The sequence below is a fragment of the Microbacterium sp. F1-18 genome (assembly GCF_052921305.1).
In genome coordinates this window covers 153,184-173,865 of record NZ_JBREVD010000003.1, presented here as the reverse complement: position 1 = coordinate 173,865, position 20,682 = coordinate 153,184, and the positions used below count along the sequence as shown (strand labels likewise).

The window sequence follows — 20,682 nt, the reverse complement described above, 5'->3', positions numbered from 1 at the left end:
TCCTCCGGCTTGTGTGGAACAGCGCCGGAGGGATGCCGCTCTCGCTTAGCCTGGAATGATGACGGACGGATCCCGGGACTACCACAAGCCCGTTCGGCGACCCGCCGACGAGTTCGACCGGCACTTCGCCGGTGAAGATCCGGCGGAGGTCTCGCGCGTCGCCCACGCGACCGCGGGAGCCCTGCTGTCGCGCGTGCGCGAAGACCCGAGTGACGCCGTCGTCGACCGCCTCGTGGGCTTCACGGCCGAACACGGGATCGATACCGTCGCCGAGCTGTGGTCGCGCTCACCTGCGAAGTCGCTGCCCGGAGCACTTTGGCGGCTCTACCTGCTGCAACTGATGATCCACCGCGACCCGCGCACCGCTGCGCTTCTCTACGAACGCGGACGGGTTGTGCTGCGTTCGGCCGACGAGGTGATCGCGGGAGCCCCGACGCCCGCCGGGCCGGACGAGCTGGTGGCGCTCATCGACACGATCATGCGGGGCGTGTTCCGCGGCGACTTCGCGGTGGCGCTCGAACGCGCCGCATCGTTCTGCCGGGTGCAGGCGGCGGGGGCGACCTCGATGGCCGACGACCATGATGTCAGTGAGCCCGATCGGTCCTCGGCGCTCACCGCGCGAGCGCTGCGCCTGAGTACGTACGCCGACGACCTCGGATCGTGCGCCGGGCTGTGGCGGCGTGAAGCGCTGAGCTGAGGCCGCGCGGACGAAGTCTCGTGCCGTGGGGGGCGCGGGGTGGGGCCGAAGCGGGCGCGGAGCGGGGGCGAACCGGCTTCGAGGCGGTCTCTCACGTCGCGCGCGTTCGGTGTGCGCCGCGATTCCCGGTCCTCGGCGGCTGCTACTCGAGCGCGAGAAGACCCCGGAAAAGCGAAGTGCCGGGCCGCAGAACGCCTCTCGGCGCGTGGCCGCTCGCAGCGGCTGAAGATGGAGCCCGGGGTTACTGCGGCCCGGCACTTACAGTCTAACGGAGCCTCGGCCGGGGGCATTCCCGGGGTGGACATGTTCGGCGCCCGACCGGTAAGGGGCGGGGGTCGCCGCGGCGGGTCGGGTGGGCCGCGATGCAAGGGATGGTGGGCGACGCGCCGGGGGAGCGGCATCCGTATCGGGGTGTCGGGCCGGATGTCGTGCATCCCGGCACCGGGCGCGTCGTAGGCTCGGCGCATGGCACTGCGTTTCGCGCTGATGATCGACCCGCTCGCGGCGGATGAGACCCGGTCGGACTTCGCGTCGACCTTCACCTCGGTCGACCCCGCGGCCCCGGCGTTGACGGTGGGGGAGCTCAGCACCCAGCGCGGCGACGGGATTTTCGAGTCGATCGGGGTCGTGGGCGGTCACCCCCAGGAAGTCGAGGCGCATCTGGAGCGACTCGCGCACTCCGCCGAGCTCTGCGACCTGCCGGCGCCGAACCTCGCCCAGTGGCGGGAGGCCGTGGCGATCGCGGCATCCGAATGCGGCCCGGGCGAAGGCGTCGTCAAGCTGATCCTGAGCCGCGGAATCGAGCACGGACCGACCCCGACGGCGTGGGCGACCGCAGCGGCGGCCGCGGACTTCACGGCGGCGCGCACCGACGGCATCCGCGTCGTGACCCTCGACCGCGGCTACGCCATCGACGCCCCGGCACGCGCTCCGTGGCTGTTGCTGGGAGCGAAGACCCTGTCTTACGCGGTGAACATGGCCGCCCTGCGCGAGGCGCACCGGCGCGGCGCCGACGACGCGATCTTCTTCAGCTCCGACGGGTACGTGCTCGAAGCCCCGACGGCATCGCTCATCCTGCGACGTGGCGACACATTCATCACGCCGGCACCCAACGGCGGCATCCTGCACGGCACCACGCAGCTGAGCCTGTTCGACCACCTTGCCGAGCGTGGTTTCGAGACGGCGTACGAGACGATCCCGGTCGATGAGCTGCGGCGAGCGGATGCCGCGTGGTTGGTGTCGAGCGTGCGGCTCGCGGCCCCCATCATCGAACTCGACGGCGCGGCGCTGGCGGTGGACGCCGAGGTCACGGCATCCCTCAACTCCTACCTGCTCTCACCCCGCGACTGAGGCGCCGCGGGTGGCGGTGCCTTAGCGGTGGCCCGCGAGGCAAGGGATCGTGCGCGGCGCGCCGGAGAATGGCAGGCGTCGTCGGGGTGTCGGCGACGAACCATTGCATCCGGGTGCGGCGAGCAAGCATGGACAGGTGGCCCGGTCGCGGGTCAAACGGATGCTGCAAGCTGCAGGCTCGGGTGTGAGCGCAGGGCTCCGAGGATGGCTGACTCGACGAGCTCCCAGTCGTGGATGACCAGCGCGTAGTCGAAGCGCAGCGTCACGTATCCCCATGTCGCCGCATTCGCATCGCGCATGAGGTCTTTGTGGCGCTTCGCCCCGCTGTGGTGATTCTCGCGGCCGTCGAGCTCCACGATGAGCCGGTCGCCGATGAGGGCGTCGACGACTCCGACCCCGAAGATCGACACCTGGGTTCGCACCCGTAGTCCGAGTGTGCGCAGACGCCACCGCAGGAGCGATTCGAGCCCGCTGTCGGCATCCGCCCGGGCGAGCTGAAGCGCCTCTCGGCCGCGGGCATTGGTGTGCATGCGGAGCCACCGCAGGTCGGCCGTCGTGAGACGGCGCTGTCGCAGGGCCGACTCGAGCGTGACGAAGAAATGCTCGGGGCCGCGGCATCCGAGGATCTGGCGCAGCACCTGTCGGAGCGGAAGAGCACCGGATGCCGTGGGGCGCAGGTCACGGTCCCAATGCTCGACGCACCCGCACGACGAGCCGTGATGCGCGCGCTGGCCGGTCTTGAGCCATACGTGCGGCTCGTCGTCGTCGGCGAGCGTCCAGAGCCCGTGGTGGCGCGCAGCCGTGACGCATGCCATCGAGCCGCCGTGCGCCGCGATCGCTCGGGCCGAAGGGCAGGCACCCGGAGAGGCGTACACGCCGATTCGGATGCGGCTGAGCCTGCCGGTGTCGAGTGCAGCCGCCATCTCGCGACGGCTCAGGCCGTCGGCGCGGAGGTCCCGGGTGGTGAAGATCGATCGCGACTCGCACATCTCTTCACCGTGACCCCGCCGCGGCCGGCCAACGGGAGAGAACACACTATTCGTGCACTGCTCTTTCGTCCTCCGAGATGTGGAGAAGCGGGCGGTCGGGTGCGGCCGCGTCTGCGATGCAACAGGTCTGGGACGACACCCCGCGACAGCGGCATCCTCACCGGGGTGTCGGCTTCGATCCCTTGCATCCGCGTACTGCCACCGCCGGAGCGGCGTCCGGCCGGGTGGGCCGTTCGGTCTATTGGTGGGGTGGGTGGGGCTGGGCGATGCGTGTTCCGCGATGCAAGAGATGCCGTGCGACACCCCGCAGGGGCGGCATCCTCATCGGGGTGTCGGCCTCGATCCCTTGCATCCCGGCACGGAGGGCAGCGAGCTCGGCAGAGTCCGAGCCGGCCTTCGCCCCCGGTCGGCCCGACCGGCCCAACAGGCCCGACCCCCCGGTTCCCCCGGGCCGGCCCGCCTAGCTGGCCCACCTACCCGAGCCACCGGGCCACCGCCAGCCCCACGCGCGCCGGGATGCAAGGCCGAAACGGCGACGCGCCGGGCGAGGAGCCCTCGCACCGGCGCGTCGCGCACGATTCCTTGCATCCCGGCCCACAGCGAGCCGGGCGCGGCTCACCCGAAGCGGCCGGAGACGTAGTCCTCGGTGGCCTGAACGGACGGGGTGGTGAAGATCGAGGTCGTGTCGTCGTACTCGATGAGCTTGCCGGGCTTGCCCGTTCCGGCGATGTTGAAGAACGCGGTCTTGTCGCTGACGCGCGAGGCCTGCTGCATGTTGTGCGTGACGATGACGACCGTGTAGTCGCTCTTGAGCTCCTGGATGAGCTCCTCGATCGCGAACGTCGAGATCGGATCGAGGGCCGAGCAGGGCTCGTCCATGAGAAGCACATCGGGTGAGACGGCGATGGCCCGCGCGATGCACAGACGCTGCTGCTGTCCGCCCGAGAGTCCCGAGCCGGGCTTGTCGAGACGGTCCTTGACCTCGTTCCAGAGGTTGGCGCCGCGCAGCGACTTCTCGACGAGGGCATCGGCGTCCGACTTCGAGATGCGACGGTTGTTGAGCTTGACGCCTGCCAGCACGTTCTCGCGGATCGACATCGTGGGGAAGGGGTTCGGCCGCTGGAACACCATGCCGACCTGGCGCCGCACGAGCACCGGGTCGACGCCCGGTCCGTAGAGGTCGTCGCCGTCGAGCAGCACGCTGCCCTCGACGCGCGCGCCGGGGATCACCTCGTGCATGCGGTTCAGGGTGCGGAGGAACGTCGACTTGCCGCAGCCCGAGGGGCCGATGAAGGCGGTGACGCTGCGGGGTTCGATGTCGAGGGAGACGCCCTCGACGGCGAGGAAGTCGCCGTAGTAGACGTTGAGGTCGTTGACTTCGATGCTCTTGGACACGGAGATTCTTCTTTCGGGTCAGCGGCCGGTCTTGGGTGCGAAGAACTTGGCGATCAGGCGCGCCACGAGGTTCAACAGCATCACGATGACGATGAGGGTCAGGGCGGACGCCCACGCGCGGCCGACGAAGGCCTCGGCGGGAATGCCCTGGTTCATGTACTGGGTGTAGGTGAAGACCGGCAGGGTCTGCATACGACCGTTGAAGAGGTCGTAGTTCATGGATGCCGTGAAGCCGGCGGTGATCAGCAGCGGGGCGGTCTCGCCGATGACGCGCGAGATCGAGAGCATGACGCCGGTCGTGATGCCCGCGATGGCGGTAGGCAGCACCACCTTGGCGATCGTGAGCCACTTGGGCACGCCGAGTGCGAACGAAGCCTCGCGCAGCTCGTTGGGGACGAGGCGCAGCATCTCTTCGGTCGAGCGCACGACCACGGGGATCATCAGCACCGCGAGCGCCACCGACCCCATGATGCCGAGGCGGATGCCGGGGCCGAGGAACAGCGCGAACAGGGCGTAGGCGAAGAGGCCGGCCACGATGGAGGGGATGCCCGTCATCACGTCGACGAGGAACGTGATGCCCTGCGCGAGACGCTTCCCCTGCCCGTACTCGATGAGGTAGATCGCGGTGAAGATGCCGATCGGGATCGAGATGACCGCGGCGGCGAGCGTGATCAGGACCGTGCCCATGATGGCGTGGAGCGCACCGCCACCCTCGCCGACGACGTTGCGCATCGACGAGCTGAAGAACTCGCCGCTCCAGCTGGGGGCGCCCAGCGTGATGACGGTGAACGCGACGGAGACCAGCGGCACCATGGCGATGAGGAACGCCACCGTGACGACGCCGGTCACGAGGCGGTCGACCGACTTGCGGCGGCCCTCGACGGCGGCGGAGACCGCCGTGATGAGCACGAGGTAGGCCACCGCCGACAGGATGAGCCAGCCGGGCACATTGAGAGCGTCGCCCGAGGCGGCAGCGATCACGCCGAAGAAGACGCCCACGACGACCAGGGAGGCTCCGAGGATCGCCCAGGGCGCCCACCTCGGCAGGTGGCCGGTCGTGAGGCCTGTCGAAGCGCTGCGCGCCGACGTGCTCGGGGGAGTCAGAGTCGCGGTCATGTCAGTTGGCCCCCGAGAATTCCTTGCGGCGGCTCACGATGTAGCGCGCGACCGCGTTCACCGCGAAGGTGACGACGAAGAGGATGAGGCCCGTGGCGATGAGGACGTTGACGTTCGTCCCGTAGGCCTCGGGGAAGGTGAGTGCGATGTTCGCCGCGATCGTCGAGGGATTGCCCGAGGTGAAGAGCGCGAACGTGACGCCGCCCGACACCGAGAGCACCATGGCGACGGCCATGGTCTCGCCGAGCGCACGGCCGAGGCCGAGCATGGCGGCCGAGACGATGCCGCTGCGGGCGAAGGGGAAGACGGCCATCCGGATCATCTCCCAGCGCGTCGACCCGAGGGCCAGGGCGGCCTCCTCGTGCAGGGTCGGCGTCTGCAGGAAGATCTCACGGCAAATCGCGGTGATGATCGGGGTGACCATGACGGCGAGGACGACGGATGCCGTGAAAATCGTGCGGCCCGTGCTGGAGACGGGGCCGTTGAAGAGCGGGAACCAGCCCACGTTGTCGACGAACCAGCTGTAGACGGGCTGCACGGCCGGTGCCAGGACGCCGATGCCCCAGAGGCCGAAGACCACGGAGGGGACGGCCGCGAGCAGGTCGACGACGTAGCCGAGAGCCTGAGCGAGCTTGCGCGGGGCGTAGTGCGAGATGAAGAGCGCGACGCCGAGCGACAGCGGCACGGCCATGAGCAGCGCCAGCGCTGCTGCCCAGACGGTGCCGAAGACGAGCGGCCCGACGTACGACCAGAAGTTGTCGGGCAGGATCGAGGCGTCTTCGTTGGTGGCGACGAAAGCGGGCAGCGACTGGATGACCAGGAAGATCGCGACCGCAGCGAGGGTCACGAGGATCATCGAGCCGGCGAAGAGCGCCGTGCCGGAGAACCAGCGGTCGCCCGCTCGGGTCTTGGCCCTCGGGGCTCCGGTGCGGGTGACCTCGGGTGTGGTGGTCATGGCTTCGATTCTGTGCGACGGACGGGAACCGCGCGAGGTGCCCGGTCCGGCGAAACCGGACCGGGCACCCGGAGCGTCTTACTTGATGGCCTCGATGGCCTCGGTGACCTGCGTGCGCAGGGTCTCCGAGATGGGGGCCGAGCCGGCAGCGGATGCCGCGGCGTCCTGACCCTCGGCGCTCGCGGCGTAGCTGAAGAAGCCCTTGACCATCTCAGCGGTCGCGGCGTCCTTGTACTCGGCGCAGCCGATGAGGTAGCTCACGAGGACGATGGGGTAGACACCGGCCTCGGTGCTCGTGCGGTCGAGCTTGATCGCGATGTCGGTCGCAGCGCGGCCCTCTTCCTCGGGCGATGCGTCGACGATCGCCGCCGCGGCCTCGGGGGAGTACTCGACGAACTCGTCGCCGACCTTGATCGCGACGGTGCCGAGGTTCCCGGCGCGCGAGGCGTCGGCGTAGCCGATGGTGCCCTGGCCGCCCTCGACGGCCGAGATGACGCCCGACGTTCCCTGAGCGGCCTCGCCGCCGAGGGCCGGCCACTCCTCGACCGAACCGGCGGTCCAGACATCCGGCGCGGTCTTGCCGAGGTAGTCGGTGAAGTTGCCCGTGGTGCCCGACTTGTCGGAGCGGTGCACCGGCGTGATCGCCGTCGCCGGCAGCTCGACGCCCTCGTTCAGGGCCGCGATCGCCGGGTCGTTCCACGTCGTGATCTGGCCGGCGAAGATCTTCGCGAGCGTGTCGGCATCGAGGTTCAGCGAGTCGACACCGTCGATGTTGAAGACGACGGCGATCGGCGAGATGTAGGTCGGGAGCTCGACGAGGTCGGAGTCGGCCGCGCATGCCTCGAACGGGCCGGCAGTGATCTCGTCGGTCTTGAACGCACGGTCCGAGCCGGCGAACTGCACGGCGCCGGCCTGGAACGACTCGCGTCCCGTGCCCGAGCCGGAGGGGTCGTAGTCGATCGTGAGACCGGGGTTCGCGGTCTGCAGGCCCTGGGTCCAGGCCTGGACGGCGACTTCCTGCGACGAGGCGCCGCCGCCGACGAGGTTGCCCTCGAGGGAGGGGGCCGAGGAGTCGCTCGAGCCGGCGCCGGGCGCAGCGCTTTCGTTTGCAGCGCAGCCGGCGAGGGCAAGAGAGGCCACGGCGGCCACGGCGCCCAGCTGGGCGAGTCGGGAGAGCTTCACTGTGTGAATCCTTCGCATGTTGATGACGAGAACCCGGTGCAGGTTCGTCCCGAACGGTAGACACCGTCCCTTACGAGAGTGCGCTCTGGGGGTGAACAGAAGGTGAACGACGCTCGTGAACCGCGGAACGACGGGCCTCTCAGTGTGGTGTCGCGTGCGAGATCACAGCTTCGGCATGTGCGTTTCGATCGCGACGATCCCCGAACCCGGGTTCTCGCGCGGCAGGTGCACGACCGAGAACGCACCGGTCTCGAGCGCCGAGGCACTGCCGAGGTAGGACCCGCGCAGGGTTCCGGTGGCCAGCGCCATCTCGTTCAGCAGGTCGGGCAGCACGGGGCCATGGGAGCAGAGCACGACGGGCTTCCTGGCACGCACACGGTCGCCGATGACCGACCGGACATCGGCCCGGCCGTTCTCCCATGCGTCCTGCGAGAGGTGGTGCGAGGTGTCGATGCGTCGGCTGATCGCCGCCGCCAGCGGCGTCACGGTCCGCACGCAGCGGCGCGCATCGGAGGAGACGATGCGGCGGACGCCGAAGGCGAGGAGCGGGCCGACGATGGCGTGCGCCTGCTTCTTGCCGCGGGTCGACAACGGCCGCGCCGCATCCTCGCGGTCCCAGTCCTCGCGGGGCACGGCCTTCGCGTGGCGCAGAGCGATGAGGGGGAACGTGTCGATGGCGCGCTCGTCGACCAGCCGCACGAACTCGTCGAGAATCTCGACGTCGACGGGGTAGCTCAGCGCCTTGCGGGCCTTCTTGAGGCCCATCCACTCCAGCGCCGCGATCTCCTTGTTCGGCACGAACGTCGACATCCGGATGGCCAGGTCGGTCGCTTCCGCCGCCCAGTAGTGCACGATCTTCTGCTTCTTGCTCGGCAGGTGGTACCTCGACACACCGACGGGCGGCCCGAGCCGGACCGAGATGCCGGTCTCTTCCCGGATCTCGCGCACGGCGGTCTCGGCGAGCATCTCACCGGGGTCGACCTTTCCCTTCGGAAGCGTCAGGTCGCGGTACTTGGTGCGGTGGATGATCAGCACCTTGACCTTGCCGTCGACCCACCGCCAGACCACGCCACCGGCCGCGTACACCGCGGTGTCGGTCATCGCACCGCGCGCGCCCGGCGACGCCGCTGCACATGCGCCATCGTGCGGTCCTGCAGGTCGGCGAGCGGCTTGCCATCGTCGTCGAACGCATGGCGCGTCCAGACGCCGCCCTCGCCGAGATGCCACGAGCTGGTCGCGTCGCTCATCGCGAGGTCGAACAGCGTCGTCAGCTCTTTAACGTGCGCCGGCGCGACGACCCGGACGAGCGCCTCGACACGGCGGTCGAGGTTGCGGTGCATCATGTCAGCGCTGCCGATGTAGGCGATGGTGTCGCCGGCGTTGTGGAACGTGAAGATGCGCGAGTGCTCGAGGTAGCGTCCCAGGATCGAGCGCACCGTGATGTTGTCGGTCACGCCCGGAAGATCGGTGCGGAGCGAGCAGATACCGCGCACCCAGACGTCCACCCGCACCCCGGCCTGGCTCGCCCGGTAGAGGGCGTCGATGATCTGCTCGTCGACCATCGAGTTGACCTTGATGCGGATGTGGGCGGGCTTGCCCTCGAGCGCGTTGCGTCGCTCGGCGTCGATGTGGCGCAGCAGGCCCTTGCGCAGATGGAGGGGGGCCACCAGCAGGCGCTTGAACTTCTTCTCGATCGCGTAGCCGCTGAGCTCGTTGAACAGTCGCGTCAGGTCTCGTCCGACCTGCTCGTCGCTCGTGAACAGTCCGAAGTCCTCGTAGAGGCGGCTCGTCTTGGGGTTGTAGTTGCCCGTGCCGATGTGACTGTAGCTGCGCAGGGCGCCGTCTTCTTCGCGGATGACGTGCAGCAGCTTGCAGTGCGTCTTCAGCCCGACGAGGCCGTAGACGACGTGGACACCGGCCTTCTCGAGCTTGCGGGCCCAGACGATGTTCGCGGCTTCGTCGAAACGGGCCTTCACCTCGACGAGAGCGAGCACCTGCTTGCCGCGCTCGGCGGCGTCGATCAGCGCCTGCACGATGGGGCTGTCGCCCGACGTGCGGTAGAGCGTCTGCTTGATGGCGAGCACGTGAGGATCACGCGCCGCCTGCTCGAGGAACGCGACGACGCTCGTCGTGAACGACTCGTACGGGTGGTGCACGAGCACGTCGCCGGCGCGGATGGCGCCGAAGAAGTCGGTGCGCCCGTTCTGCTCGGCGGGCTGGAACGCGGTCGCCGTCGTGGGAACGTGCGGCTTGTACCGCAGCTCGGGACGGTCGATGCGGGCGAGGTCGAAGAGGCCGCGCAGGTCGAGCAGCCCCGGCAGGCGGTACACCTCCTGATCGGTGATGTCGAGCTCGCCGAGCAGGAGGTCGAGCGTGACGTCGTCCATATCCTCGGTCACTTCGAGCCGGATCGGCGGGCCGAAGCGACGCCGGAGCAGCTCGGCCTCGAGCGCCTGGATCAGGTTCTCGGTCTCGTCCTCCTCGATCACGACGTCTTCGTTGCGCGTGAGTCGGAAGGTGTGATGCTCGAGGATCTCCATGCCGGGGAAGAGGTCTTCGAGGTTGTTGGCGATCAGGTCCTCGAGCGGAAGGTAGCGCTTGACCGAGGTGCCGGTGTTGAGCTCCACGAACCGGGGGAGCATCGGCGGCACCTTGAGGCGTGCGAATTCCTGTCGTCCGGTCTTGGCGTTGCGGATCCGGATAGCGAGGTTCAGCGACAGGCCCGAGATGTAGGGGAAGGGGTGCGCCGGGTCGACGGCCAGGGGCATGAGGACGGGGAACACCTGCGCCTGGAAGTAGTCGTACAGGCGTCCGCGCTCGGACTCGTCGAGGTCGTCCCATCCGACGATCTCGATGCCGGCATCCCGGAGCGCCGGCTGGATCATGTCTCCCCACGCGCTCGCGTGACGTAGCTGCAGCGCGTGCGCATCGGCGGAGATGTCGGAGAGCACCTCCTGCGGAGCTCGCCCGACGTTGGTGGGGACGGCGAGACCCGTCACGATGCGCCGCTTGAGCCCGGCGACGCGCACCATGAAGAACTCGTCGAGGTTGCTGGCGAAGATCGCGAGGAAGTTGGCTCGCTCGAGCACCGGCAGAGTCGGGTCTTCGGCGAGCTCGAGCACGCGCTGGTTGAACGCGAGCCAGCTGATCTCACGGTCGGTGTAGCGGTGGTCGGGCAGCTGTGCGTCGACGTCTTCGACGGCCGGGTCGAAGTCGTCGTCGTCGGCGTCGCCCAGACCGGAGTCCAGAGCCTCGGTGTCGATCATCCCCTCATCATGGCAGTCCTGCGTGTCCTGCCGGTGAACGAGACGGAGAGTCAGCTCTGCGCGGAGTCGCCGCCGGAGGGAACCGGCTCGTCCTCATAGACGTTGAAGCGGTAGCCCACGTTGCGCACGGTGCCGATCAGCTGTTCGAGATCGCCGAGTTTCGCGCGCAGACGCCGCACGTGAACGTCGACCGTGCGGGTGCCGCCGAAGTAGTCGTAGCCCCACACCTCGCTCAGCAGCTGCTCACGCGTGAAGACCCGTGAGGGGTGCGTCGCGAAGAAGTGCAGCAGCTGGAACTCCTTGTACGTCAGGTCGAGGGGCCGCCCGTGCACCTTGGCCGAGTACGACGACTCGTCGATCGTGATGCCGGAGGTCTGGATGCGGCTCGACACCGCTTCTTTGCTCACGCGTCCGATCGCGAGGCGGATGCGGGCGTCGATCTCGGCGGGGCCGGCTGTGACGAGGATGACGTCGTCGATGCCCCAGTCGGTGGACACGGCGGTGAGGCCGCCCTCGGTGACGATGAGCACGAGAGGTGCATCGATACCCGTGCTGCCCAGGATCTTGCACAGCGACTTCGCGCCGACGAGGTCGTGACGCGCGTCGACGAAGACCACCTCGGCGCTGGGGGCGTTGACGAGCTGGGCGGGTTCGGCGGGGATCTGCCGGACCCGGTGGCTGAGCAGCTCGAGCGCCGGGAGCGCGAGACCACCGCCGTGCGTGGAACTCAGAACGAGAAGCTGTGCCAACGGGGATTCCTCCGGGAGCGGCCGGGACGTGCACTCATCTTAGGCGTTCGCTGGGCGCGGGCTGTGCGCAGCGTCGCGCAGGGCGACACCGTGGGCCACAATGGGACGGTGACCACGCCCGATCTCGCACCGCCGCGCACCGTCGCCGGAGTCGTCGCCGTCTGGATCGCCGCCGCTGTCGCGGCCATCCTGGTGGGGGTTCTCGCGCCGGTCGACGAGCGTGCGATGTGGATGCCGGTGGCCCTGGGCGGCTGCCTCGTCCTGGCGTTCGTGATCCAGCTGGTGCTCGGGCGCGTGCGGGGATTCATCGAGCGCGTGGCGGTCAGCGTGCTCGGTGCGCTGTTCGTCATGGGGTTCATCGGCATCGGATTCGGGCTGTCGTCACTCGTCGGCGCGTGAACGCGGCGGGGCACGACGGCCCCCTTCTACGGGCGCGGACGGCCCGTGCGGGCATAGAGTAGAGGCATGGATCTCCTCGCGCTTGAAATCTTCTACGTGGGCCTGCTCGGACTGGCGTCGCTCGCCATCGTCTTCGTGTCGGGCGTTGTCGTGAAGAACCTCTACCGCGGCCAGCGCTGACACCGTGCTCGAGCTGCCCACCGACCTGCCGGCGGACCTCGTTCCGCTGTCGTGGCTGCTCGGAGTCTGGGAGGGCTCGGGCGTCATCGACTACGAGACGGCCGACGGCCATCTCACCGGCGAGTTCGCGCACCAGGTGAGCTTCAGTCACGACGGCGGCGACTATCTGAACTACTCCGCCAACGCCTGGCTGATCGACGACAGTGGTGCGCGTATCCGTCCGCTCGTGGCCGAGACCGGATATTGGCGAGTCGCGCGACCGGCCGCGGCCGAGCACGCCGGACCGGGCCTGTTGCCGGCATCCGCTCCCGCGCGCGAGCGGACCGTCGACGATGTCGAGGCGCTCCGCAACGACGAAGGCGGTTTCGACCTCGAGGTCGCGCTCGTCCACTCCGACGGCGTGAGCGAGCTGTACCTCGGGCAGGTCCGCGGTCCGCGCATCGACCTCGCCACCGACGCGGTCGTGCGCACCGCGGGGGCGAAGGAGTACACCGCAGCCACGCGCATGTACGGCCTCGTCGACGGGCATCTCCTGTGGGCCTGGGACATCGCCGCACTCGGGGGCGAGCTCGCCTCACACGCGTCGGCCCGCTTGGCCAAGGCCGAGTGATGTCGGGCGACGGCGCGACCTTCGCCGACGTCGACGGGGCCGTGTGCGACGAACTCGGACTCCTGCACATCGGCAACCCGATGCGTGAGCAGCAGCTTCTCGACAGCGGCAGTGCCGTCGCGCCGCTGGGCGATCGCGCGGTGGTGACCGTCGCGGGCCCCGACCGTCTCAGCTGGCTCGACTCGCTGACCTCGCAGGCGCTGACGCGGCTTCTCCCGGGCGAGAGCACCGAGCTGCTCGTGCTCGACCCGCAGGGTCACGTGGAGCACGCGGCATCCGTCGTCGACGACGGCGAGACGACCTGGCTCATCACCGATGCCGAGCGTCTCGACGGGCTCGTCACCTGGCTCACGCGCATGCGGTTCCGCTTGCGCGTCGAGGTGACCGATCGTTCCGGCGACACCGCCGTCGTCGGCGGAACGGCGGCCGCGGTCGCCGACCTGACGTCATCCGTCGTGTGGCGCGATCCGTGGCCGGAAGTCTCCATCGGTGGATGGGGATACGCGGCGGACGAGGGTCATCCCGCGGCCGGACGTGACTGGGCCGAGGCGGTCCTCGACCGCGACGAACTCCGCCGGCTCGCCGATGACGCCGTCGCGGGACGCCGCCGCGTCGCCGGACGATGGGCGGCCGACGCTCTGCGCATCGCCGCCTGGCGGCCGCGTGCGACCACCGAGGCCGACGGCATGACGCTTCCGCACGAGGTCGATTGGCTCCGCACCGCCGTCCATCTGTCGAAGGGCTGCTACCGCGGCCAGGAGACGGTGGCGAAGGTGCACAACCTGGGGCATCCTCCCCGTCGCCTCGTGGCGTTGCAGCTCGACGGCAGCGACGCGGTGATTCCCGAACCCGGCGCGATCGTGCGCCGCGACGGCGACGAGGTGGGGCGGGTCACCTCGGCCGCGCGGCACTTCGAGCAGGGGCCTATCGCCCTCGCCATCGTGAAGCGTTCGGTGCCGGTCGACGCCGACCTCATCGTCGATGCCGGTGACGACACGGTCGCGGCGGTCCAGGAAGTCGTCGTTCCGCCCGATGCCGGCCGCACCGCCGCACCGCCGCGGCTGCCTCGCCTGAGCCGCCGCACCTGACGTGGCGCCCGAGCGTGCCGATGAGCCGCCCGCCGTCACCGCGCCCATCGCGACCGGCTGGCGGGCTCGCGTACGCCCACGGCGGGGTTTCGAACGCGCCCGCGACTCGGCTCCGGCCATCGTGCAGATCGTCGTCGCGGCATCCGCGGCCTATGCGTTCGCGCACCTCGTCCTGGGGCACCCATCACCCCTGCTCGCCGCGACCGTGACCATCTCGAGCCTCGGGCTCGTCCGCGACGCCCGGCCGCGGCGCGTGCTCGAGACGGTGATCGGGATGCTGGTCGGTGTGCTGGTGTCGGAGCTCATCGTGCTCGCCGTCGGTTCGGGCACCTGGCAGCTCGCCCTGGCCCTCGCTGCGACGCTGCTCACCGCGAGGCTGCTCTCGGCACAGCCGAGCTTCGCGATCTCGGCCGCGATCCAGTCGGTGATCGTCATCGCGATTCCGGGGAGCATGCCGTTCCTCCGTCTCGTCGACGGCTCGGTGGGCGCGGTCGCCGCCCTGCTCGCGACGGCCCTGTTGCCGCGCCGACCGCTGCGTGAGGTCTCGCGCGCGGGCCGGGCCCTGTTCTCCGGGTTCGAGGGCGCTGCCGCGGCCGTCATCCAAGCACTGCGCCGCGGCGACCGGGTCCGAGCCGACCGGGGGCTCGAGAAGGCGCGGGCGCTACAGCCGCTCGTCGACGATTGGACGACATCGCTCGACTCCGGCCTCGCCGTGGCCCGCATCTCGCCGTTCCTCCGGCGCCAGCGCGAGGAGTTGCAACGTCAGGACCGCATGCGGTCCTCACTCGACCTGGCCACGCGCAACCTCCGGGTCATCGCCCGGCGTGTCGTCTACACCCTCGAAGACCGCCAACCGCGCCCGATCGCCGCCGACCTGCTCGCCCAGATCTCCCGTGCGGCCGACCTGCTGGGAAGGTCGATCGACGACATCGCGCTCGAACCCGCCGCCCGCGAGTCGCTGCTCGCGGTCGCGACCCGCCTCGACCCGACGACTCTGGCGCCCGGTTCCTCGCTCGGAGACCAGAACGTCATCACCGCCCTGCGTCCGCTCGTGGTCGATCTGCTGACCGCCGCGGGGATGCCGCAGGCCGAGGCCCGCGCGACGATGCCGCGCATCTGAGCCCGTATCGCTCGCACGTGAGGCGCTGCCTCACGGCCGCCACGGCTCGCCGCTCAGCGCCGAGGACGGTGCCGTCGGCAGGCTGTACTTGCGCCGTGCTTGCCGAACCGTGCACCGGGCCGCATTCAGCCTGTCGCCGGAACGGGCTCGCGACCGAATGGAGCGGACGTGCGACCGGTCGCTGTCGCCCGCGCGGGACGTGAGCACCGAAGCATGGAGCCGCAGGCTTGTGCGCCGCGAACAGGCTGCGCTCGTGCGTCGGTCGCTGCAACCGGCCCATCGTCGCGGCCAGCCTGATTGCGGCGCCGACGAAGCCACGCACGGTCCCACCTGGGACGGCGTTGTGAAATCGACGCGCACGGAGCCCGCGGGCCGGCGAGCGTGTTCGATGGAGGGGGAGGAATGTGACATGACCAGCGAGAACACGCCGACTGCCGCCGACCTGCTGCGCCGCGCACTGGGATCAGCCGACGGGTCCGAGCGGGTCCGCAGTGCGATGGCTGCCGGAACGTATCCCCGCCCCGAATACGTTCCGGTTCTCGTGGAGCAGTGCGCCCACGAGCCCGACTTCACCGTGCGCGAGACCCTCACCTGGGCGCTGACCCGACAAGACCGCGACACGACCCTCGAGACGGTGCTGCCCGAGCTCGGATCGGCGTCGCCGCAGGCGCGTGCCCAGGCGCTCCACACGCTCTCGAAGATCCGCGACCCGCGGGCCTGGCCCGCGATCACGCGGGAGCTCCTGCACGACGACGACACCGCTGTCGCACGGACCGCGTGGCGCACGGCGGCGGGGCTCGCCCCCGAGGCCGAGCGTGCCGCCCTCGCATCGGAGCTGGCCGCCCACTTCGGAGTCGGCCCGGACGACCTCCAGCAGAGCCTCAGCCGGGCGTTCGTGATGCTCGGTGAATCGGGCCGTGAAGCGATCGACGCTGCAGCGGCGTCGGCGCAATGGAATGTCCGTCTTCACGCGCTCGCGACCGATCACCTCGTCTCCTACCCCGAGGACGGCTACGAGGCCGCCGTCGCCGTGGCCCGCCGCGCTGCCGCTCGGCGCGACGCGGCCGACTGGCACGAAGGCTGACATCGCGGCGCTCGGCGCCCGGGCTCAGCGCGGCGCGACCGCACTCCAGGGAACCGTGAACTCGCCCAAACGCCACCGTGAGCGGTCGCCAAGGTCGAATCCGCGGTCGGCCATCGCGCCCAGAGCGGAACGCCACCGCTGGACGGGACCGAAAGCGGATGCCGGCGCGGCCCGGCGCCACTCGTCGTCGAGCAGGGCCAGCAGATCGTGCACGCGCTCGCCCACGACGTTGCGGTGGATGAGGGCTTTCGGCAGACGTTCGGCCGCGATGGCGGGCGAGTCCAGTCCAGACAGGCGCAGTGAGACGGTGAGGCTGCGGGGCGCGGCATCCGGTCCCACCTCGATCCAGGTGCTGACGCGGCCGATCTCGTCGCACGTGCCCTCGACGAGCATCCCGTCGGGCGCGAGGCGCGACGTCATCCGCGTCCACGCGTCGGCGACATCCGCCTCGTCGTACTGGCGCAACACGTTGAAGGCGCGGATGATCGCGGGGCGGCGCCCACCCGGCGCGGGCACCTCGAATCCACCTCGTTCGAACCCGACGCGGGCATCCGGTGCGAAGGGCGTGCGCCCGGCGCGGACCTCCTCGAGCTGCTCGCGCGCACGGGCGACGCGCTCGGGATCGATCTCGAGTCCGACGACCTCGACGTCGGCTCGTGCGAGGCGCAGACGTGCCTCGAGCTCGAACGCCGTCACGCCGCTCGCCCCGTACCCGAGGTCGATCACGAGGGGATCGGCGCACCGGCGCAGCACGGGATGCCGCGCGATCCAGCGATCGACGCGACGCAGGCGATTCGTGTTGGTGGTTCCACGGGTGGCCTGCCCGATATGTCCCGGGGCCATGCCCCCATGATCGCAGGCCCCGGCTCGATAGACTCGGAGTATGAGTGCGCCGTACACGCTGATCCTCCTCCGCCACGGGCAGAGCGAGTGGAACAAGTCCAACCAGTTCACCGGCTGGGTCGATGTCCGACTGACCGACCAGGGCAAGGCCGAGGCCCAGCGCGGCGGTGAGCTGCTCGCCGAGGCCGGCCTGCTGCCCGACGTCCTCTACACGTCCGTCCTCAGCCGCGCCATCCAGACCGCTCAGATCGCGCTCGACGCCGCCGATCGCCTGTGGATCCCGGTCAAGCGGTCGTGGCGCCTGAACGAGCGTCACTACGGAGCGCTGCAGGGCAAGGACAAGGCGCAGACGCTCGCCGAGTTCGGCAACGAGCAGTTCATGCTGTGGCGCCGCTCGTTCGACGTTCCGCCGCCGCCCCTCGCCGACGACGACCAGTACAGCCAGGTCAACGACCCGCGCTACGTCGGCATCGACGGCGAGGTGCCCCGCACCGAATCGCTCAAGCTCGTCATCGACCGTCTGCTGCCGTACTGGGAGTCCGACATCGCCGCCGACCTGCGCGACGGCAAGACCGTGCTCGTCACCGCTCACGGCAACTCGCTCCGCGCTCTCGTCAAGCAGCTCGAGGGCATCAGCGACGACGACATCGCCGAGCTGAACATCCCGACCGGCATCCCGCTGGTCTACAAGCTCGACGAGCACCTGAAGCCGCTCGGGCCGGGCGAGTACCTCGACCCCGAGGCCGCCGCCGCCGGCGCCGCAGCCGTGGCCAATCAGGGCAAGGCGTAAGCACGACACGTACGAGGGGGCGGTGCCGATCGGCACCGCCCCCTCGTCGTCGATCGGATGTCGGTCAGAGACCGTTCTCGTTCACGATGACGTTGATCGTTTCGGTGTCGGGACGCCATTCGCCCGTGGCGAGGTAGGCCACGCGCTTGCCCACCGTCACTGCGTGATCGGCGAAGCGCTCGTGGTAGCGGCTGGCGAGCGTTGCATCGACGGTCGCCGCCGCCTCGCCCTGCCAGTTCTCGCTGAGGACCTTCTCGAAGACGCTCAGGTGGAGGTCGTCGAGCCGGTCGTCGAGACCACGCAGCGTCTCGACGAGCGCGAGGTCCTCGGAGCGCAGCAGCTCGGTCAGCGTACGCGCGACCTCGACGTCGATCTCGCCCATCTTGGTGAAGGTGCCCTTCAAGCCCTTCGGGATCGCGCGCTCGGGAAAGCGCATGCGCGTCAGCTGCGCGATGTGCTCGGCGATGTCGCCCATGCGCTCCAGCGACGCGCTCGTGCGCAGCGCTGAGACGACGATGCGCAGGTCGCGGGCGACCGGCTGCTGACGCGCGAGGATCTCGATGGCGAGCTCGTCGATCGCGATGGCCTTGTCGTCGATGACGGCATCCGCGTCGATGACCTCTTCGGCGAGGGTGATGTCGCTCGTGCCGAATGCACGCGTGGCCTTCTCGATCGCGACGGTCACCAGCTCGGAGATCTCGACCAGGCGGGTCTGGACGTCCTCGAGGGACTGGTGGAAGACTTCGCGCATCGGAGCACCTTTCCTTCTTGCGGAGACAGCACGACGCCGTACTCACGGCGACGCGATTGTCGCTCGACAAGGTTAACGAACGGTGCCGAGGCGATGAACATCAGTCCGAGTCGGGGTAGGAACGGCCCGGACGCGATGGGAGGGCGGCGTGCCACGTCTTAATCTGAAGGAATGAATCCGACGCAGCTCGCGCTGGTCGCCCTTCTCGCGGGCGCGTTCGTCGGCCTTCTCATCAGCGCTGTGGCCTTCCTCGCCTGGCGTGCGCGCGCCCAAGCGCAGGAGCAGGCCGACGGCGATCTCCCGGCGGGCGCGCGCGACGTGCTCGCGGCACTCGATGAAGCCGCGCTGATCGTCGACGCGTCGTTCACCATCGTGGCCACGTCTCCCTCCGCCGAGCTGTTCGGGCTCTTCGAGGGCGAGACGGTCCCCGGCGACGAGTTGCGCGAGCTGCTGCGGTCCTCCCGCGGCGTGCCGCACTCCGAGACGGGCACGCTCAAGCTGCGTCGCGGGGTGGCTCCCGCGGAGCCGCGGCTGATCGTCGCGCGCGCGAGCAGCATCACCCCCCGGTTCACGCTGGTGCTCGTGCGCGACATCACCGAGCGGGAGCGGCTCGCGGAGATGCGACGCGACTTCGTGGCGAACACGAGCCACGAGCTGAAGACGCCGGTCGGAGCCGTCACCCTGCTCGCCGAGGCGATCGAGTCGGCGGCCGACGACCCCGAGCAGGTGCGCTCGTTCGCCAGCCGGCTCAGTGCCGAGGCGATGCGGCTCGGGAACCTCACCTCGCGCATCATGAGCCTGTCGCGGCTGCAGTCGTCCGACGAGCTGACCGAACTGCGGGATGTCGCCATCGACGAGGTCGTGACGTCGGCGATCGAGACGCACGCGATCGCTGCCGAGTCGGCGGGCGTTGCGCTCGTGCGGGGCGGCGATCGCGGCCTGTACGTGCGCGGCGACGTGCAGGTGCTGAGCGAAGCGGTCGGCAACCTCATCGCGAACGCCATCGTGTACTCGCCGCCCGCCAGTCAGGTCGGCGTGGGCATCCGGGGCACGGACGACACGGTCGAGATCGCGGTGACCGATCGCGGCATCGGCATCCCCGAGAGCGAGCAGCAGCGTGTCTTCGAGCGCTTCTACCGCGCCGACTATGCCCGCTCGCGGCGCACGGGCGGCACCGGGCTCGGGCTCGCGATCGTCAAGCACGCCGTGCAGCGCCACGGCGGCGAGGTCCAGCTGTGGTCGCGCCCCGGTCGTGGCTCGACGTTCACGATCCGCCTGCCCGCGATCGCCGCCCCCGACGGTGCGGCGACGGCCCCGCGCAAGACCAGAAAGAAGATCGGCCGGGCGCTGCCCGCCCGACCCAAGGGAGACCCATCATGACCCGTGTCCTGCTCGTGGAGGATGAGCCCGACCTCGCTGACCCCCTGGCGTATCTGCTGCGGCGGGAGGGTTTCGAGGTAGAGATCGCCGAGGACGGGCCCGCCGCGCTCGAGGCGTTCCAGTCGCGCGGAGCCGACATCGTGCTGCTCGACCTCATGCTGCCCGGGATGCCGGGAACCGAGGTCTGCCGCATCATCCGGACCACCTCGAAGACGCCCATCATCATGCTCACCGCCAAGGACTCCGAGGTGGACATCGTGGTGGGGCTCGAGCTCGGTGCCGACGACTACGTCACGAAGCCCTACTCGTCGCGCGAGCTGCTCGCACGGATGCGCGCTGTGCTGCGCCGGGCCGCGACGGCCGATGTCGACGTGGATGAGCGTGTCCTCGTGGGCGGCCGGGTCACGATCGACCTCGACCGCCACACGGTGGCCGTCGACGGCGGCGAGATCAATATGCCGTTGAAGGAGTTCGAGCTGCTCGAGGTGCTCATGCGCAACGCGGGCCGTGTGATGACCCGTGGCCAGCTGATCGACCGCGTGTGGGGGAGCGACTACTTCGGCGACACGAAGACGCTCGACGTGCACATCAAGCGCATCCGCTCGCGCATCGAGACCGATCCGGGGCGACCGTCGATGCTGCTCACCGTACGCGGACTCGGCTACCGCTTCGAGGGCTGACGACGCACGAACTTCGGAGGGTGACGCGGCTCTCGGAGGAATCTGCGCAAACGGTCCG

20 protein-coding genes are annotated in these 20,682 nt (G+C 69.7%); 10 read left to right on the top strand and 10 right to left on the bottom strand.

The genetic code is table 11. The features are described 5' to 3' along the window. The first annotated feature begins 58 nt into the window (after positions 1–58). Together ACU6RU_RS09530 and ACU6RU_RS09525 are read left to right on the top strand one after the other, a co-directional pair. A complete protein-coding gene (locus tag ACU6RU_RS09530; RefSeq protein ID WP_289329839.1) occupies positions 59–697 on the top strand; it encodes a DNA-directed RNA polymerase subunit beta in 639 nt (212 codons plus the stop codon). A gap of 465 nt (positions 698–1,162) precedes the next feature. Next, positions 1,163–2,047 (top strand): aminodeoxychorismate lyase, encoded by an 885-nt coding sequence (locus tag ACU6RU_RS09525; RefSeq protein WP_446726402.1) that lies wholly within the window; start codon positions 1,163–1,165, stop codon positions 2,045–2,047. A 152-nt stretch (positions 2,048–2,199) separates the two neighbouring features. Here ACU6RU_RS09525 and ACU6RU_RS09520 read toward each other — a convergent pair whose 3' ends face one another. The 8 genes from ACU6RU_RS09520 to ACU6RU_RS09485 form a co-directional block, all read right to left on the bottom strand. Continuing rightward, positions 2,200–3,036: a DUF559 domain-containing protein gene (locus ACU6RU_RS09520; protein WP_446726401.1), complete on the bottom strand. Its 837-nt coding sequence runs from the start codon at positions 3,034–3,036 to the stop codon at positions 2,200–2,202. Between the two features lie 615 nt (positions 3,037–3,651). Further along, on the bottom strand, positions 3,652–4,431 hold the full coding sequence (pstB, locus tag ACU6RU_RS09515; protein ID WP_023954907.1) for a phosphate ABC transporter ATP-binding protein PstB: 780 nt from the start codon (positions 4,429–4,431) through the stop codon (positions 3,652–3,654). Positions 4,432–4,449: 18 nt separating this feature from the next. Beyond that, a complete protein-coding gene (gene pstA, locus ACU6RU_RS09510) occupies positions 4,450–5,547 on the bottom strand; it encodes a phosphate ABC transporter permease PstA (protein WP_120264942.1) in 1,098 nt (365 codons plus the stop codon). 1 nt (position 5,548) lies between these two features. Continuing rightward, on the bottom strand, positions 5,549–6,502 hold the full coding sequence (gene pstC, locus ACU6RU_RS09505) for a phosphate ABC transporter permease subunit PstC (RefSeq protein ID WP_120264943.1): 954 nt from the start codon (positions 6,500–6,502) through the stop codon (positions 5,549–5,551). A gap of 78 nt (positions 6,503–6,580) precedes the next feature. Beyond that, positions 6,581–7,684 (bottom strand): phosphate ABC transporter substrate-binding protein PstS, encoded by a 1,104-nt coding sequence (pstS, locus tag ACU6RU_RS09500; protein ID WP_120264944.1) that lies wholly within the window; start codon positions 7,682–7,684, stop codon positions 6,581–6,583. Between the two features lie 162 nt (positions 7,685–7,846). Further along, positions 7,847–8,785 (bottom strand): NUDIX hydrolase, encoded by a 939-nt coding sequence (locus tag ACU6RU_RS09495; protein WP_446726400.1) that lies wholly within the window; start codon positions 8,783–8,785, stop codon positions 7,847–7,849. Next, complete coding sequence (locus tag ACU6RU_RS09490) at positions 8,782–10,950, bottom strand: RNA degradosome polyphosphate kinase (protein WP_120264946.1); 2,169 nt, start codon at positions 10,948–10,950, stop codon at positions 8,782–8,784. Before ACU6RU_RS09490 ends, ACU6RU_RS09495 begins: the two co-directional genes overlap by 4 nt. Positions 10,951–11,000: 50 nt before the next feature. Then, positions 11,001–11,699 carry a winged helix-turn-helix domain-containing protein gene (locus tag ACU6RU_RS09485; RefSeq protein WP_446726399.1) on the bottom strand — a complete coding sequence of 233 codons (699 nt, stop codon included), beginning with the start codon at positions 11,697–11,699 and terminating at the stop codon, positions 11,001–11,003. Between the two features lie 108 nt (positions 11,700–11,807). Between ACU6RU_RS09485 and ACU6RU_RS09480 the strand changes: the two genes are divergently transcribed. The 5 genes from ACU6RU_RS09480 (at position 11,808) to ACU6RU_RS09460 (ending at position 16,180) form a co-directional block, all read left to right on the top strand. After that, entirely contained in the window at positions 11,808–12,098 is a 291-nt protein-coding gene (locus ACU6RU_RS09480; RefSeq protein WP_120265182.1) for a hypothetical protein, read from the top strand. Between the two features lie 184 nt (positions 12,099–12,282). Beyond that, positions 12,283–12,888, top strand: coding sequence for an FABP family protein (locus ACU6RU_RS09475; protein WP_446726398.1), 606 nt, complete (start codon positions 12,283–12,285; stop codon positions 12,886–12,888). Continuing rightward, positions 12,888–13,976, top strand: coding sequence for a CAF17-like 4Fe-4S cluster assembly/insertion protein YgfZ (gene ygfZ, locus ACU6RU_RS09470; protein ID WP_289329836.1), 1,089 nt, complete (start codon positions 12,888–12,890; stop codon positions 13,974–13,976). Before ACU6RU_RS09475 ends, ygfZ begins: the two co-directional genes overlap by 1 nt. Before the next feature lies 1 nt (position 13,977). Continuing rightward, positions 13,978–15,096 carry an FUSC family protein gene (locus ACU6RU_RS09465; RefSeq protein WP_446726397.1) on the top strand — a complete coding sequence of 373 codons (1,119 nt, stop codon included), beginning with the start codon at positions 13,978–13,980 and terminating at the stop codon, positions 15,094–15,096. A 409-nt stretch (positions 15,097–15,505) separates the two neighbouring features. Beyond that, on the top strand, positions 15,506–16,180 hold the full coding sequence (locus tag ACU6RU_RS09460) for a HEAT repeat domain-containing protein (protein ID WP_120264950.1): 675 nt from the start codon (positions 15,506–15,508) through the stop codon (positions 16,178–16,180). A gap of 24 nt (positions 16,181–16,204) precedes the next feature. Here ACU6RU_RS09460 and ACU6RU_RS09455 read toward each other — a convergent pair whose 3' ends face one another. After that, a complete protein-coding gene (locus ACU6RU_RS09455) occupies positions 16,205–17,023 on the bottom strand; it encodes a class I SAM-dependent methyltransferase (protein WP_446726396.1) in 819 nt (272 codons plus the stop codon). Between the two features lie 40 nt (positions 17,024–17,063). Between ACU6RU_RS09455 and ACU6RU_RS09450 the strand changes: the two genes are divergently transcribed. Further along, the gene (locus ACU6RU_RS09450; protein ID WP_446726395.1) at positions 17,064–17,813 is read left to right on the top strand and encodes a phosphoglyceromutase; all 750 of its coding nucleotides are present in this window, start codon (positions 17,064–17,066) and stop codon (positions 17,811–17,813) included. Between the two features lie 64 nt (positions 17,814–17,877). Here the strand turns inward: ACU6RU_RS09450 and phoU are convergent, their stop codons facing one another. Next, a complete protein-coding gene (phoU, locus tag ACU6RU_RS09445; protein ID WP_289329833.1) occupies positions 17,878–18,564 on the bottom strand; it encodes a phosphate signaling complex protein PhoU in 687 nt (228 codons plus the stop codon). Between the two features lie 171 nt (positions 18,565–18,735). Between phoU and ACU6RU_RS09440 the strand changes: the two genes are divergently transcribed. Together ACU6RU_RS09440 and ACU6RU_RS09435 are read left to right on the top strand one after the other, a co-directional pair. Next, positions 18,736–19,944, top strand: a complete 1,209-nt coding sequence (locus ACU6RU_RS09440) for a sensor histidine kinase (protein WP_120264954.1) — start codon at positions 18,736–18,738, stop codon at positions 19,942–19,944. Next, a complete protein-coding gene (locus ACU6RU_RS09435) occupies positions 19,941–20,624 on the top strand; it encodes a response regulator transcription factor (protein WP_289329832.1) in 684 nt (227 codons plus the stop codon). Before ACU6RU_RS09440 ends, ACU6RU_RS09435 begins: the two co-directional genes overlap by 4 nt. Positions 20,625–20,682 lie beyond the last annotated feature (58 nt).

Excerpts from the sequence above, each read along its gene's own strand:
- ACU6RU_RS09435 (WP_289329832.1), top strand. The coding sequence starts at position 19,941 with ATGACCCGTGTCCTGCTCGTGGAGGATGAGCCCGACCTCGCTGACCCC.
- ACU6RU_RS09455 (WP_446726396.1), bottom strand. The coding sequence starts at position 17,023 with ATGGCCCCGGGACATATCGGGCAGGCCACCCGTGGAACCACCAACACG.
- ACU6RU_RS09520 (WP_446726401.1), bottom strand. The coding sequence starts at position 3,036 with ATGTGCGAGTCGCGATCGATCTTCACCACCCGGGACCTCCGCGCCGAC.
- ACU6RU_RS09450 (WP_446726395.1), top strand. The coding sequence starts at position 17,064 with ATGAGTGCGCCGTACACGCTGATCCTCCTCCGCCACGGGCAGAGCGAG.
- ygfZ (WP_289329836.1), top strand. The coding sequence starts at position 12,888 with ATGTCGGGCGACGGCGCGACCTTCGCCGACGTCGACGGGGCCGTGTGC.
- pstC (WP_120264943.1), bottom strand. The coding sequence starts at position 6,502 with ATGACCACCACACCCGAGGTCACCCGCACCGGAGCCCCGAGGGCCAAG.
- ACU6RU_RS09490 (WP_120264946.1), bottom strand. The coding sequence starts at position 10,950 with ATGATCGACACCGAGGCTCTGGACTCCGGTCTGGGCGACGCCGACGAC.
- ACU6RU_RS09495 (WP_446726400.1), bottom strand. The coding sequence starts at position 8,785 with ATGACCGACACCGCGGTGTACGCGGCCGGTGGCGTGGTCTGGCGGTGG.
- ACU6RU_RS09460 (WP_120264950.1), top strand. The coding sequence starts at position 15,506 with ATGACCAGCGAGAACACGCCGACTGCCGCCGACCTGCTGCGCCGCGCA.
- pstA (WP_120264942.1), bottom strand. The coding sequence starts at position 5,547 with ATGACCGCGACTCTGACTCCCCCGAGCACGTCGGCGCGCAGCGCTTCG.
- ACU6RU_RS09530 (WP_289329839.1), top strand. The coding sequence starts at position 59 with ATGACGGACGGATCCCGGGACTACCACAAGCCCGTTCGGCGACCCGCC.
- ACU6RU_RS09440 (WP_120264954.1), top strand. The coding sequence starts at position 18,736 with ATGAATCCGACGCAGCTCGCGCTGGTCGCCCTTCTCGCGGGCGCGTTC.
- ACU6RU_RS09525 (WP_446726402.1), top strand. The coding sequence starts at position 1,163 with ATGGCACTGCGTTTCGCGCTGATGATCGACCCGCTCGCGGCGGATGAG.
- phoU (WP_289329833.1), bottom strand. The coding sequence starts at position 18,564 with ATGCGCGAAGTCTTCCACCAGTCCCTCGAGGACGTCCAGACCCGCCTG.